Annotated in this window: 15 protein-coding genes; 9 read left to right on the top strand and 6 right to left on the bottom strand. The window is 64.2% G+C overall.

Annotated features, from left to right (window positions below):
- Nucleotides 1-42 precede the first annotated feature (42 nt).
- Nucleotides 43-792, top strand: a complete 750-nt coding sequence (locus GXH28_RS03090; RefSeq protein ID WP_169237547.1) for an esterase/lipase family protein — start codon at nt 43-45, stop codon at nt 790-792.
- Between the two features lie 17 nt (nt 793-809).
- Here the strand turns inward: GXH28_RS03090 and GXH28_RS03085 are convergent, their stop codons facing one another.
- Genes GXH28_RS03085 through rdgB form a run of 3 tightly spaced genes read right to left on the bottom strand, consistent with a single transcriptional unit; the run spans nt 810 to nt 3944 of the window.
- Nucleotides 810-2261, bottom strand: coding sequence for a helix-turn-helix domain-containing protein (locus tag GXH28_RS03085; RefSeq protein ID WP_169237546.1), 1452 nt, complete (start codon nt 2259-2261; stop codon nt 810-812).
- Nucleotides 2254-3312 (bottom strand): tRNA lysidine(34) synthetase TilS, encoded by a 1059-nt coding sequence (tilS, locus tag GXH28_RS03080; RefSeq protein ID WP_169237545.1) that lies wholly within the window; start codon nt 3310-3312, stop codon nt 2254-2256. The genes GXH28_RS03085 and tilS overlap by 8 nt, the downstream gene beginning before the upstream one ends.
- Nucleotides 3309-3944, bottom strand: a complete 636-nt coding sequence (gene rdgB / locus GXH28_RS03075) for an RdgB/HAM1 family non-canonical purine NTP pyrophosphatase (RefSeq protein WP_206156696.1) — start codon at nt 3942-3944, stop codon at nt 3309-3311. The genes tilS and rdgB overlap by 4 nt, the downstream gene beginning before the upstream one ends.
- 21 nt (nt 3945-3965) lie before the next feature.
- Here rdgB and GXH28_RS03070 point away from each other — a divergent pair, with 21 nt between their 5' ends.
- Nucleotides 3966-4463, top strand: coding sequence for a DUF2118 domain-containing protein (locus GXH28_RS03070; RefSeq protein WP_169237544.1), 498 nt, complete (start codon nt 3966-3968; stop codon nt 4461-4463).
- Nucleotides 4464-4485: 22 nt separating this feature from the next.
- On the opposite strand, the gene GXH28_RS03065 is transcribed toward GXH28_RS03070, so the two are convergent.
- Genes GXH28_RS03065 through hisD form a run of 3 tightly spaced genes read right to left on the bottom strand, consistent with a single transcriptional unit; the run spans nt 4486 to nt 7475 of the window.
- Complete coding sequence (locus tag GXH28_RS03065; protein ID WP_169237543.1) at nt 4486-5460, bottom strand: DNA polymerase III subunit; 975 nt, start codon at nt 5458-5460, stop codon at nt 4486-4488.
- A gap of 28 nt (nt 5461-5488) precedes the next feature.
- On the bottom strand, nt 5489-6073 hold the full coding sequence (locus GXH28_RS03060) for a DUF4126 domain-containing protein (RefSeq protein WP_169237542.1): 585 nt from the start codon (nt 6071-6073) through the stop codon (nt 5489-5491).
- Nucleotides 6074-6131: 58 nt separating this feature from the next.
- Nucleotides 6132-7475 carry a histidinol dehydrogenase gene (gene hisD, locus GXH28_RS03055; RefSeq protein ID WP_169237541.1) on the bottom strand — a complete coding sequence of 448 codons (1344 nt, stop codon included), beginning with the start codon at nt 7473-7475 and terminating at the stop codon, nt 6132-6134.
- Nucleotides 7476-7585: 110 nt separating this feature from the next.
- On the opposite strand from hisD, the gene GXH28_RS03050 reads away from it, so the two are divergent.
- The 7 genes from GXH28_RS03050 to GXH28_RS03020 all read left to right on the top strand — a co-directional run bounded on the left by GXH28_RS03050 (nt 7586) and on the right by GXH28_RS03020 (nt 13224).
- Complete coding sequence (locus tag GXH28_RS03050; protein WP_240550138.1) at nt 7586-8392, top strand: PocR ligand-binding domain-containing protein; 807 nt, start codon at nt 7586-7588, stop codon at nt 8390-8392.
- A gap of 5 nt (nt 8393-8397) precedes the next feature.
- Complete coding sequence (gene sqr, locus GXH28_RS03045) at nt 8398-9636, top strand: type III sulfide quinone reductase, selenoprotein subtype (RefSeq protein WP_169237540.1); 1239 nt, start codon at nt 8398-8400, stop codon at nt 9634-9636.
- Nucleotides 9637-9646: 10 nt separating this feature from the next.
- Nucleotides 9647-10375, top strand: coding sequence for a DUF1641 domain-containing protein (locus GXH28_RS03040; protein WP_169237539.1), 729 nt, complete (start codon nt 9647-9649; stop codon nt 10373-10375).
- Nucleotides 10376-10429: 54 nt separating this feature from the next.
- The gene (locus GXH28_RS03035) at nt 10430-10744 is read left to right on the top strand and encodes a TusE/DsrC/DsvC family sulfur relay protein (protein WP_169237538.1); all 315 of its coding nucleotides are present in this window, start codon (nt 10430-10432) and stop codon (nt 10742-10744) included.
- A gap of 12 nt (nt 10745-10756) precedes the next feature.
- Nucleotides 10757-11260, top strand: a complete 504-nt coding sequence (locus GXH28_RS03030; protein WP_169237537.1) for a DsrE/DsrF/DrsH-like family protein — start codon at nt 10757-10759, stop codon at nt 11258-11260.
- A gap of 97 nt (nt 11261-11357) precedes the next feature.
- The gene (locus GXH28_RS03025) at nt 11358-12671 is read left to right on the top strand and encodes an enolase C-terminal domain-like protein (protein WP_169237536.1); all 1314 of its coding nucleotides are present in this window, start codon (nt 11358-11360) and stop codon (nt 12669-12671) included.
- A 103-nt stretch (nt 12672-12774) separates the two neighbouring features.
- The gene (locus GXH28_RS03020; RefSeq protein WP_169237535.1) at nt 12775-13224 is read left to right on the top strand and encodes a cytochrome c maturation protein CcmE domain-containing protein; all 450 of its coding nucleotides are present in this window, start codon (nt 12775-12777) and stop codon (nt 13222-13224) included.
- Nucleotides 13225-13243: the final 19 nt, after the last annotated feature.

Genomic DNA, 13243 nt, shown 5'->3' with positions numbered 1-13243 from the left:
CCTTAATGTCGGGCTAATCGTTTCCGTTAGACTACTTGCCGCATGAGCGTTCGAGAACCCATCGTGCTGATCGGCGGCTTTGGCTCGCACTGGAGCGACTACCGCTTTGCGGCGCGCGCGCTGGCCAACATTTCGGGTCGGCGCGTCTTCATCGCCGGCATTACGCGGGTGACGTGGATGCTGGCCGGCTTGACCGACTACAGCCTGCTGGTGGACCGCGCGCACGCGGCCATCAGCCACGCACTAAAGCAGACCGGCGCGCGCAAAGTTATCCTGGTCGGTCACAGCGCCGGCGGCATCGTCGGGCGAGCCTATCTCGGCGATCGGACGCTCAAACCCCACCAGCGCTCATATCACGGCTACGAGCGCGTGTCGCGCCTGTATATGGTGGGCAGCCCGTTGCGGGCGACGCGCGCAGCGCTGCGCCGAGGAATGCGCGCTGCGGCATGGGTGGACGAGACATACCCCGGCGCTTACTACGCGCCGCAGGTCCGCTATATTAACGTGCGCAGCCGATACATCGAAGGCAAGGCCGATGGCGCGTTGCGCCAGCGCGAGGCTTACTACAACTATCGCTTCATCTCCGGCGACGGCGCGCAGTGGGGCGACGGCGTAGTGCCGCTCGCGCTGAGCGAGCTGGATGGCGCAGACACACTCGAATTAGAAGGCGTGGGGCATTCGCCGGGTTGGGGCAAGTGGTTCTTCAGCGACGCCTCGGTCATTGGTGCCTGGTGGCGTCATTTCGAACGAGGCGACGCCCCCTCGCTGAACGCGGCGGAAGCAATGGCCTGACCCGGGGCCGCAGCCCGCTACTGGTCCGGGTTCGATTGGAAGGCTGGTAGGAAGGTGCGGTAGTTCAGCACTTCATACACATAGTTGTCGGCCAGCGGCACGCCCCGCGTAGAGCCGCCGATGACGTAGAACTGTGTGGGCAGCGACGCGACGCCGATGTATCGCCAGTCTCCCATCCGTTGCGCCGGCGTCTCAAACGGCACCCACCGGTCCGCGCCGGCGTCGTATCGTTCGTTGAACCCGACGAAGCCTGATAGGCCGCCACCGACAGCATAGAGTACAGAGCCGACCTGCGCTAGGCCCAAGCCACCGCGTGGGATGGTCATTGGCGCGCACGCGGCCCACTGGCCCGTGGCGATCTGGAAGTATTCACAGGTCGCATATTCCTGTCGGCCGTCATAGCCGCCCACAGCGTAGATGCGCCCGTTGAGGACGGCAGCGGCGAGTTGGCTGCGTGGCGTGGGCAGGGACGCAAGCGACATCCATTGCCCCGACTTCACATCGAAGGCAAACATGGCGCTGTTCAGGCTGCCCAATGTGCGCCCCCCGACGACGTAAAGCCGGTCGCCGAAGGCCACAACGGCGTGGCCGGCCAGAGGGCGCGGCAGCGGCGGAAGCACCTCCCACTCACCGGTCGTTAGGTTCAGCGCCTCGACTCGGTCGGTCGCCGGGCTGTCTGCTGTGGCACCGCCGGGTACGTACAGCATATCGCCAATGACTGCAGCGCCGGTGTTCATCACCGGCGTCGGTTTGCTCGCTGCCTCTCGCCAGGCGTCCCGCTGTGGGTCGTAGATCAGCACTTCGCCCGACGGCGCGCGTCCGACTTCGCCGCCGACGACATACACATCGCCTCGGGCGACGGCGACGGCCGGCCGCGTGCGGGCCGTGCGGATCGAAGCCCGCAGATGCCAGCGTGACGATTCGACCAACGGCGTGACCATTGGGGGATCGCTCGATCCGTCGGCCGGCGCAAAATCATCCAATGCTGAACTGGCCTCAACAGCGGGGCGCTGCAACAAGATGACCATGAGCGGGAGGATGGCCAGCAGCGTCGCGAGCGATGCGATCCGTTGCCACAGGGTGGGTGATGGTAACGGTTGTGGGTTAGGGGCGACCGGCGTCGGCTGCGCAGCGGGCGCTGCCGGTGAAACCATCGGAGCAATGACCGGGATGGCCTGCAGCATGTTGAGCGTTGCTGCGGCATCGGCAACCGGCGAATCGGCGGATGCGCCAGGGGGTTGTAGTTCGGCCTGTGCCGTAATGTCCACCCAGCCGTTGCGCACCGCGATCATCGTCACCTCAGTGCGCGAGCGAGCTTCGAGCTTGGCAAAGATGTTGCGCAGGTGAACGCGCACGGTGTTCGGGCTGACGTGCAACTGCGCAGCAATCTCTTTGTTGCTGACGCCCGTCGCCAGCAACCGCACCACTTCCAGTTCGCGCTCGGTCAGTGGTTCCCCCGGCTCAGCCATTGCTGCGATTATATGGAGATGACACCTGCGAATGGCGCACGGTGAAGGCGCGTGGAGAGACGTCTATCCTGATGCTGTGCGCCAGCGCGATCTCGCCGGTTGGCGCGTCGCTGTTGAGGACATCGCGCGCCTCTTCGATCGCCGCATACGACAGGCCGGTGACGTCGCCTTGCAACCGCCGCGCGGCTTCGCGCAGGGTCGCGCGCTGCAGGCCGCGCGACAGCGCGCGCCAAGCTGAACGGTCGAACGCAATGCCCTCATGCAACGGCTGCGCCACGCGCGCGAAGGCAGCCTGGGTTGCCTGCTCGACGATTTCCATATCCGATGCAACTGTATCGGCCAACCGCGTCAGCGCCATGCGAATGTTCGGGTTGTAGCGCTCCAGGATAGGCAATAACTCATGGCGCACTCGGTTGCGGGTATGGTCTAGCGCGTCGTTCGTCGCGTCGTGGCGCGGTTGCAATCTCCGCTCCTGACAGTAGCGCTCGATCTCCGCGCGCGATATGCGCAGCAGCGGACGCACGGCCGTAAGGTGGGGGGCAGCCGGCAGCGCATCGTGCGTTTGCATGCCGCGCAGGCCCTGCAGTCCGGTGCCACGGATCAAGCGCAGCAGGACGGTCTCGGCCTGGTCATCGGCGTGATGCGCCAGCGCCACCAAGCGGGCGCCATGAGCTTCGGCCACACGCGCCAGAAATTGGTAGCGCGCGTCGCGCGCAGCCACTTCAATAGACTGCCTGCGTTCGCGCGCCAGGGCGCCGACGTCCGCTCGTTCGATGATGCACGGCAGCCGGTGCTGGGCGGCGAACGCGCGCACAAACGCGGCATCCGCCGCCGCGGCCTCCCCGCGCAAGCCATGGTCAAGGTGCGCGATGAGGGGACGCAGGCGCAGCCGCGGCGCAACGGCCAACGTCGCGTCGGCCAGGCACAATGAATCGGCGCCGCCGGACACGGCCAACACCACCCCCGGCGCTTCCTCAGGCGTCGAGGCGCAAAACGGCTCGAACGCCTGCGCGACTTCGCCGCGAATGCGCGAGACCCGGTTCGAGATCACGTCGCCTCCAAGCGCAGCAAGAACTCAGCCGCCTGGCGGCCGGCGACGCCGCGATGGCTGATGCGGTGCTTCTCGATGGGGGAGAGCTGGGCCATTGTCCGCCCGTCGTCCAGGAGGAACACGGGGTCGAAGCCGAAGCCGTTTTCGCCGCGCTGTTCATGCGCGATGCGCCCTTCGCACACCCCCTCGAAGATGTGCTCTTGGCCTTGTGGGCCGATCAGCGCCAGGACGCAGCGAAAGCGCGCCGTGCGTTGCGCGTCCGGCATGGCTACCAGCTCACGCAAGAGCGCAGCGCACCCATCGCCTCCCGGTGCGTCTTGGTGGTAGCGGGAGGACTGCACGCCCGGTCGGCCTCCCAGCGCATCCACTTCTAGCCCGGAGTCGTCGGCCAGTATCCAGAGTTCGCCCCACTTCCGGCGCCGAGCTTCCTCGCGGTATGCGCGGGCGAACGCCCTGGCTTTGATCAGCGCATTGTCCAGGTATGTCGCGCCGGTCTCATCCGGCGCGCATGTCAACCCTAGATCGCGCGGGGCAACCAGGTTCACGCTGGCCAAGCCGGCCAGGGCAAAAATCTCACGCAGCTCCTGCAACTTGTGCGCGTTGTTGGACGCGACCATCACGGCCTTGGGCATACCCGATATACTACCCCCGCCATGCGATATCTGACCACCATCGGCGACAAGACGCATATCATTGACATCAATCAGGATGGCGAAATCGTCATAGACGGCGTCAAACGTACGCTGGACCTCCGCGCGATTGACGACGACGGGCTATATTCATTGTTGCTCGACAACCGTTCGTTCGAGGCGCTGGTGGAAGGAGGCGATGGCGAGTATCGCGTGCTGCTGAACGGGGTGCTGTATTACGTGCAGGTGGCCGATGAGCGTGCCAAGCGGTTGGCGGAGGCAGCCGGCGCATTCAGCCCCACCAGCGGCGAGGTCAACATCAAGTCGCCCATGCCGGGGTTGATCGTAGCGGTGCCGGTGACGGAGGGCCAGAAGGTGAAGAAAGGTCAAGTGGTCGTGGTGCTCGAGTCCATGAAGATGGAGAACGAGCTGAAAGCCCCCCGCGAAGGCACAGTCAGCGCAGTCAAGGTGCAGCCGCGGCAGACCGTGGAGCAGAACCAGGTGTTGGTGGTGTTGAGTTGACGGCAGCGCCGGGCGAGGCGCTTCAACTCGCCGGCAGGCGCGGTAGCTTGAGCAGCAGCACGTCGAGCGCCAGCCGTGGGTTCACGTTGCGGTCGAGGTACTGCAGCGCCTGGCCCGTGGCGCGCAACAGCGCCACAATTTGGGCAACCGACAGCGCGTTCGCCAACCGAGCGATCCACTCGCGCTGGTCAGCATTCACCAGGGCTTCGGTCGGCGCATCGCGGCCGACGACGCGCGCCACATCGCGCCACAGCAGCAGCCAGGCTTCGAGCGTTTGCGCGATGCGCGCCGGCTCGGCGCGCGCCAGCTTCTCAGCGTAGGCGAAGCGCTGCGTGCGGTTAGCGGCCAGCAGCGTGCGCAGGTCGTTCAGGCGCTCGGCACGCGCTTCGAGCACTTCATCGTCCTCGACAGCGCGTAGCGCCCAGCCGATCCGTCCGCGCGACAGTCGGGCGATGAGCGCGGCGCGTTCGCGGGCAACACCTTGCGCCAGGAGCGCCTCTTCGATGGCATGCACCGGCGCCGGCCGCAGGTTGAGCGGTTGACAGCGTGAGACGATGGTCGGCAACAGCGTATCGGTGTTCGGCGCGATCAAGACGATGACGACCGAAGGGTTCGGCTCCTCCAGCGTCTTGAGGATGGCGTTCTGGCCACTGTCGGTGATGAGGTGTGCATCGTTGACGACGGCCACGCGATGCCGGCTCTCGACCGGCGCCAGGATGAGCGCATGCAGTAGCTCGCGGATTTGATCTACTTTGATCGTCTCGCCATCGCCCGTCGGCTCGACCCATAGCAGATCGGGATGCCGGCGCTGATTCACCAGCGCGCGCGAGCGATCATCGCCGCCCAACAAAGCGCGCGCCAGTGCCAGCGCCAGCGTCGCTTTGCCGACGGCGGGCGGGCCGACGAACAGGTGCGACTGCGCGAGTTGTCCGCGCTCGATGGTGCGCTGCAGGCGGCGCACCGCCCAGTCATGGCCGATGACGCCCCAGTCGTTCATGAGCCGTTTGCCACACCGGGCAGCTGCATCAGGTCGTTACGGTCGGCTGCGCCGTGCGCGGCGCGCGCAACCGGCGGGCCCGCTTGATCAGCCGGTAGGCGAGATAGCCCAGCAGCGCGGCGAACAGCAGGAACAAGATCGGAAAGAAGATGGCCAGCAGCGACCCAATCGTCGCCAGGACATCCTCGGCGACGCTGATGAACGGCGCGCCGATGCCCATCGTCGCGCCGTTGACGACCGGACGCGCTGCGGCTTTCGTCGCATGTACGCCGGATGCCAGCATCAGCCCACAAATGAACGCAAGCGTGGTGTCCACGCCCGATACGACGCCGGTGTTCGCAGCGAAGAGGATCGCGCCGGCAGCCGGCCGCACGAAGGTTTGGATGGCATCGTTGATGTGATCTGCGCCGGGCACCTTGTCGGCTACGAACTCGATGGCGCCGAGCACGACCAGCGCAACGATGGCCGGCCAGCTCGCCAGCGCATCGAACGGCGGGCTGAGCTGAAGCATGTCCAGCCGAGCCAGGATGGCCACAATGAGCAAAGGGATATAGGCGTTGAGTCCTGCTGCGCCGGCCAGCCCAAACGCGCCGATCACATTTGCAAGCGCCATTTCAAAGAGGATTGTATCGCTAAACAGCGAATGGTGGGAGGCAACGTCACAGCCTGCACTACCCGTCTGCCCTCCCCCGCTGTTTGACCGCGTGGGCATGCGCGTGCAGCCCTTCGGCCTCGGCCAGCTTGACGGCGACCGGCGCGAGTTGCCGCGCCGTCGCTTCGTCCAGCGCGATGACGTTCATCACGCGCATGAAGTCGAGCACATTCAGCGGCGGCGCAAAGCGCGCCGTGCCGCCGGTCGGCATGACGTGGCTGGGGCCGGCAACGTAGTCGCCCAGCACTTCGTAGGAATGCTCACCCACGAACACGCCGCCGGCGTTGCGAATCTTATCCACCCACGCCCATGGGTCTCTGACCGACAGACACAGGTGCTCCGGCGCGAAGTCATCGGCCAGCGCAACCGCCTCCAGCAGGTCTTCGGTGATCACGGCGCCGCTGCGTTGGGCAAACGAGTCACACACGTCAGTGCGATTGGGTTCAGGGAGATCGGAGATTTGAGATTGGAGATGGATGTTGACGGCCTTGGCCAGGCTGCGCGAGGGCGTGAGGAGCAGCGCCATGCCGGCGGTGTGTTCGGCCTGCGCCATCATGTCAGCAGCGACCCAGGCGGGGTTGGCGCTCTCGTCTGCCACGATCACGGTCTCGGTCGGTCCGGGTAGCGCATCAATGCCCACGACGCCATACACTTGGCGCTTGGCCAGCACGACGAACGTGTTGCCCGGCCCGCAGACTTTATCCACCCGCGCAATGGTCTCGGTGCCGTAAGCCATGGCGCCAACGGCCTGCGCGCCACCGACGGCATACACGGCGTCCACCTCGGCGATGTCCGCGGCGACAAGGACAAGCGGATGGGGCAGCAGTGAACCCTGCTGCGGCGGCGAGCACACGATCACTTCTTCGACGCCGGCCTGTCGCGCTACGACGGCCGTCATCAGCAGCGACGAGGGCAGCGGCGCCGCGCCGGCCGGCACATATACCCCCACGCGCGCCAGCGGTCGGATGAGCTGACCGAGCACGCCGCCCAACTCGGTCATCATCCAGGATTGCGCAACCGGCCGCGCGTGAAACCGAGCGATGCGCTCCGCAGCGCGCTCCATCGCGGCAACCACTTCGCCATCCACGCGGTCATAGGCGGCGGCAATGTCGGCGTCGCTCACCTCGAGTTGCTCGGCGCTGAGCGCGATGCCGTCCAGTCGTCGCGTCCAGTCCACCAGGGCGGCATCGCCCCGCGCGCGCACATCGCGCAAGATGCGCCGCACGGCTTCTTCGGGATGCAGGTCTTCGCCGAAGGTCGCGATGGTGCGCCGGCGCATCCCTTCGGTGACAACGACTTCGTCAATCGGCGGGCGACGCAACAGCTCTTCCGTCGCCCGGTCTAGGTCCATGATTCTCAACATCGGGCAGGCATTTTAGAACCGACGCACCGGATCGCCCGACCGGCTAACCACTCGGCCAGGTGTGAAACACTTCACGGAGTGGATGCCAACGCGCTCACCACATGCATCATATGCATCAACAAAGTGTGCAATCACCGCACCCGCAGCAAGGCAGAGAGATGGCGATGACCGGACTGCTCACGACACACCAGGTTCAAGACCTGCTCAAAGTAGATCGGACGACGATCTACCGAATGGTGGAGGCCGGCCGGTTACCCGCCATTCGCGTCGGCAAGCAGTGGCGCTTCGAGGCCGACGAGGTTGAGCGTTGGCTGCACGAGCGCGCCACCCTTGCGCCGCTTGAACGCCGGCTGCGCGCGCCGGACGAGCCTGCGCCGGATGGTCTGCGCGCGCTGCTGCCGCTGGAGTGCGCTCAGATGATTCAGGACGCCTTCGCCGAGGCGCTGGACGTGATGATGGTGACGACCGACATGGACGGCCAGCCGATCACGCAGGTGAGTCATCCATGCGGTTTCTTCATCGCCCTCATGCAAGACGCGAATGCCGTCGAACACTGCGTCGGCACATGGAAGCAGCTCGCCGCCGCGCCCGCTATCGAGCCGCGACCATCGCCCAGCGAGATCGGGCTGCTGTGCGCGCGCGGGTTGATCCGCGTGGGCAACGCACTGAAAGGCATGGTGCTCGTCGGCGGCATCGCGCCGGAGCGTTGGCCGCCCAGCGATGACCGGCTGAGCGAATTAGCGCGGACGTTCGGCGCAGATGAGGCGCGCGTCAAAGCGAGCACCAAGGGCGTGTACCGCCTCGACCATGAACGATTGGCCAGGGTGCTGCGCGGCGTGCAGCGCGTAGCCGACATCTTCTCGCACATCGCCATGATTCGTCAGGGGAGCGACGGAACGCCGCTGCCCAAGGAGTAAGCGACATGAAGAAGCTGTTGATTTTGGGCGCCGGCACCGCCGGCACCATGGTGGCCAACCGGCTCAGCCGCATGTTGGAAGACGGCGAATGGAAGATCACCGTCGTTGACCAGAGCGAGACACATTACTATCAGCCCGGCTTCCTCTTCATCCCGTTCGGCATCTACAAAAAGCACGACGTGGTGAAGCCGCGACGCGACTTCATCCCACCCGGCGTCGAACTGATCATCTCGCCGGTGGAAATGATCGAAACGGAGCGCAACCGCGTGCGGCTGGCCAAAGACGGGCGTTATCTCGACTACGACTTCCTGGTGATCGCCACAGGTGCGCACATTCGCCCCGATCAGACGCCCGGCATGGCCGAGCACGAGTGGCGCCGATCCATCCATGACTTTTACACGCTGGAAGGTGCGCTGGCGCTGGCGCGATACCTGCGCACCTGGCCGGGGGGCCGACTGGTGGTGAACGTGGTGGACAACCCGATCAAGTGTCCGGTGGCCCCGCTGGAGTTCCTCATGCTGGCCGACTGGTTCTTCCGCGAGCGCGGCATGCGCGACCGCGTCGAGCTGATCTACGCCACGCCGCTCTCCGGCGCATTCACCAAGCCGATCGCTTCGAAGCTCTTGAGCGGCCTATTGGAGGAGAAAGGCATCCAGGTCGTGCCCGATTTCATGATCGAGCGCGTCGAGCCGGACGCGAAGAAGATCATCTCCTACGACGAGCAAGAGGTGGCTTACGATTTGTTGGTGAGTGTGCCGTTGAACATGGGCGACGAGGTCGTCGCGCGCTCCGGCCTGGGCGACGTGCTGAACTACGTGCCGGTGGATAAGCACACCTTTGTCTCGCCAACATATCCGAACGTGTTCGCACTGGGTGACGCGGCAGCCGTGCCCACCTCGAAGGCCGGCTCGGTGGCGCACTTCGCGGTGGAATGCTTCGCTGAGAACTTCGTGCATTACACGGATGGCCTGGAGATGCCCCACAAGTTCGACGGCCACGCCAACTGCTTCATTGAGTCCGGTTTTGGCAAGGGGCTGCTGATTGACTTCAACTACGACGTGGAGCCGTTGCCCGGCCGTTATCCGTTGCCCGGCGTCGGGCCGTTCACACTGTTGGAAGAATCGGAAGCGAACCATTGGGGCAAGCTGCTGTTCCGCTGGATGTACTGGCATCTCCTGTTGAAGGGCAAGGAGCTGCCGCTGCCGGCGCTGATGAGCATGGCCGGTAAGCAACGTCTCAACTGAGGAGGGCGTCATGGAGACCGAGTTGATCCGCCCCAACGGCGCGACTGCGGCCGACGGCGCAGCAACCGTGGCTGAACTCAGCCGAAAGATAGACGCGCTGGCTGCGCAGGTGCAATACTTGACCGAGCAGGCGCAAATCGCGGAGCGCGAACGCCAAGCACGCCATGAGTTGATGCGCGACCTGACGCCTATCCTCAACGATGTGTTTCGCCTTTCCGCTGCGCAACTCGAGGAGGTGCAGGACGACGTGGATCCGGCCGATTTACTGCGCCTGCTCAAGCGGCTGCTGCGCAATGGCCGGAACATCGAATGGTTGCTCGACCAACTCGAGAGCGTGAGCGATCTGGCCGACGCCGCTGCGCCCATCGGCAAAGATGCTTTCAACCGGGCTGTAGCGGTGTTGGCTGAGATGGAGCAAAAGGGCTACTTCGCCTTCCTGAAGGGCGGCCTGCGCATCGTGGACAACATCGTCACCTCGTTCACCGAGGAGGATGTCAGGCAACTTGGCGACAACATCGTGCTCATCTTGCGCACGGTGAAGGAAATGACTCAGCCGGAGGTGATGAACTTCCTGCGCAACACCGTCACGCTGACCGAGCAGGAGGCGAGCGCGCCGGTGGACATTTCGTACCGCGCGCTGTTGGCGCAGATGCGCGACCCAAACGTGCGGCGTGGCTTGGCGCTCACCATGCGCATGCTCAGCAATATAGGCGCACAGGCGACGGCAGATTCGCGATGACCGTTGCGAGTGACAAGTTACAGGCTGCAAGTTGCACCTGCGGAGGAGGTAGATATGACGACGCGAGTGATTTCAGGCAAGACCGTTCAGGTGAACGAGGAGGGCTTTCTCCTCTCGCCGGACGAATGGACCAAAGAGATCGCCATCGAGATCGCGAAAGAAGAGGGCATCCCAGAGCTGACGCCGCAGCACTGGAAGGTGATCGAGTGGTGCCGCCAGAATGCCGTGAACGGGCGCTCGCCGACGCTGCGACAGATCACCGCCGGCACCGGCATCAGCACGAAGGAAATGTTCGCGCTCTTCCCCAAGGGCCCTGCGAAGAAAGTGGCGCACATCGCCGGGCTGGGCAAGCCGGAAGGATGCGTATAGAGGAGGCGTGAAATGACCGACGAAACCCGCAAGATGGCCTTCATTTGCTCGAAGGGCACGCTCGACATGGCCTATCCGGCCCTGGTGATGGGTTGGGCGGCGCTGGGCAACGGCATAGACGTGACGATCTTCTTCACGTTTTGGGGACTGGACATTATCCGCAAGTCGCGCCAGGACCACCTGGAGATTGCGCCGGTGGGCAACACGAGCATGAAGATGAGCATGATGGGCATTCACGCCGACAACGCCGGCATCCCCAACGCGATCGGCGTGTTGCCCGGCATGACTGCGCTGGCCACCAAGTTGATGAAGGACAAAATGAAGGCGCTGGGTGTGCCGCCGGTAAGCGAGTATCTGCAAATGCTGGTGGACGGCGGTGCCAAGCTCTACGCCTGCAAGCTCTCGGTGGACATGATGGGGCTAAAGAAAGAGGACTTCGTAGACGGCGTGCTGGACATCGTGACCGCGGCTGACTTCATTGACATGACCGAGGGCGCGCAGATCATCTTCATTTGATGCGCAGGGCAACAGCAGTGGTCGGGCCGCTCGATCCGACCACTGCTGTTGCTTTTTGGCAGGCATGGCGTTTAATGCCCCTGGAGCTGATTTCGCTATGCCGATTACGATCACGAACGTCAAGTGCATCCTGACCGCGCCGGCCGGCATCGGCCTGGCCGTGGTCAAAGTCGAAACGTCCGACGCCGGACTCTATGGCGTCGGGTGCGCCACCTTCACCCAGCGCCTCACGCTGGTCAAGGCCGCGGTGGAGGATTATCTTCGGCCGCTGCTGATCGGGCGCGACGTCTCGCGCATCGAGGACATCTGGCAACTGTGCTATCAGAATAGTTACTGGCGCAATGGGCCGGCGCTGAACAACGCCATCAGCGGCGTAGATCAGGCGCTGTGGGACATCAAGGGTAAACTGGCGAAGATGCCGCTCTATGACTTGCTGGGCGGCAAAAGCCGGGATGGTGTGGCCATCTATCGCCACGCCGACGGGCGCGACCCGCAGGAGGTGTTGGACAACGTCTATCGCCTCAAGGAGCAGGGCGTCATGTACATCCGTTGCCAGCTCGGCGGCTACGGCGGGCCGGCCAAGCAGGACCAAGCCCTCGGCAGTCGTGCGAAGCGCACGGCGCGCAAGACGGAGAGACCCTACAACAACGTCAGCGTATACGGCGGCATCAAGGGTCAGGCGCGCAGCCCCGAAGGCGCGCTGCCGGGCGAATACTATGACCCCGACGTGTACATGCGGTCGGTCGAGAAGATGTTCGACTATATCCGCAGCAAGATCGGGTTCGAGACGCCGCTGCTGCACGACGTGCACGAACGCTTACCGCCGATCGAGGCGGTGCGCTTCGCCAAGGCACTGGAGCCGTATCGGCTCTTCTTCCTAGAAGATGCCTTAGCGCCGGAGGATATCGAGTGGTTCCGGCGAATCCGGCAACACGCTACCGTGCCGCTGGCGATGGGCGAGTTGTTCACCCATCCGCTGGAGTGGAAGCCGTTGATCGTGGAGCAACTGATTGACTTCATCCGCGTACACATCAGCGACATCGGCGGGATCACACCGGCGCGCAAGCTGGCGGCGCTGTGCGAGGCCTTCGGCGTGCGCACGGCCTGGCACGGGCCGGGGGATGTGTCGCCGGTCGGCCATGCCGCCAATGTGCATCTCGACCTGCACCTGCACAACTTCGGCATTCAGGAGTTCAGCGGCTTTCCCGACCCGCTGCAGGAGGTATTCCCGGGTTGCCCGGAATTGCGCAACGGCTACCTCTACGCCAACGACAAGCCTGGCCTGGGCATTGACGTTGACGAGAAACAGGCCGCGAAATATCCCATCCACGGCGATATGGGGCAGTTCAAGGGCGGTGTGATCTACTGGACGCAGAGCCGGCTGCCGGACGGCACGCTCTGGCGGCCATGAGTCCGACTGAAAGAACCTATCGAACGTTCCGCCGAGGACGTGACGAAACTCACTTGCGTCTCAGTCGGATTGCATACAATGCCGATTACATCAGAGGTGGCAGATGAAACCCAAATTTGTGTTTGGCATCGGCCTGATCGGCATGGCGGTGATCGCTGTGATGGTCTTCACCATCATCGGCAACAGCAGCATGGAGGTTCAGGTCAATGACCTGATCGCCAAACGAAAGGCGGGTCAGATTACGCCGGATCGGTCGCTCAAGCTGATCGGCTGGGTGGTCGGCGACAGCATCGTGTATGACCCGAACTCGCTGCACCTGGAGTTCGACGTCGTGCACGCACGCGAAGACCTCTTCGACAACCTGCCTAACGCGCAGCGTGTTCGTGTGATATATCGCGGTGTGAAGCCCGATACGCTGATGCACGAGGCGCGTGCGATCGTCACCGGCAAGATGAACGGCGACGGCAAGTTCTACGCCGGCAACTCGCCCGACGCGTTGCTATTGCAGTGCCCGACCAAATACGAGAACGCTGCTAAAGAAGCCAGCAAGTGACCGGCAACAGCGCCCAGCG

This window comes from Candidatus Roseilinea sp. NK_OTU-006 (genome assembly GCF_012931985.1).
GTDB lineage: Bacteria > Chloroflexota > Anaerolineae > J036 > Brachytrichaceae > JAAFGM01.
This window is presented reverse-complemented; position numbering and strand designations above follow the sequence as displayed.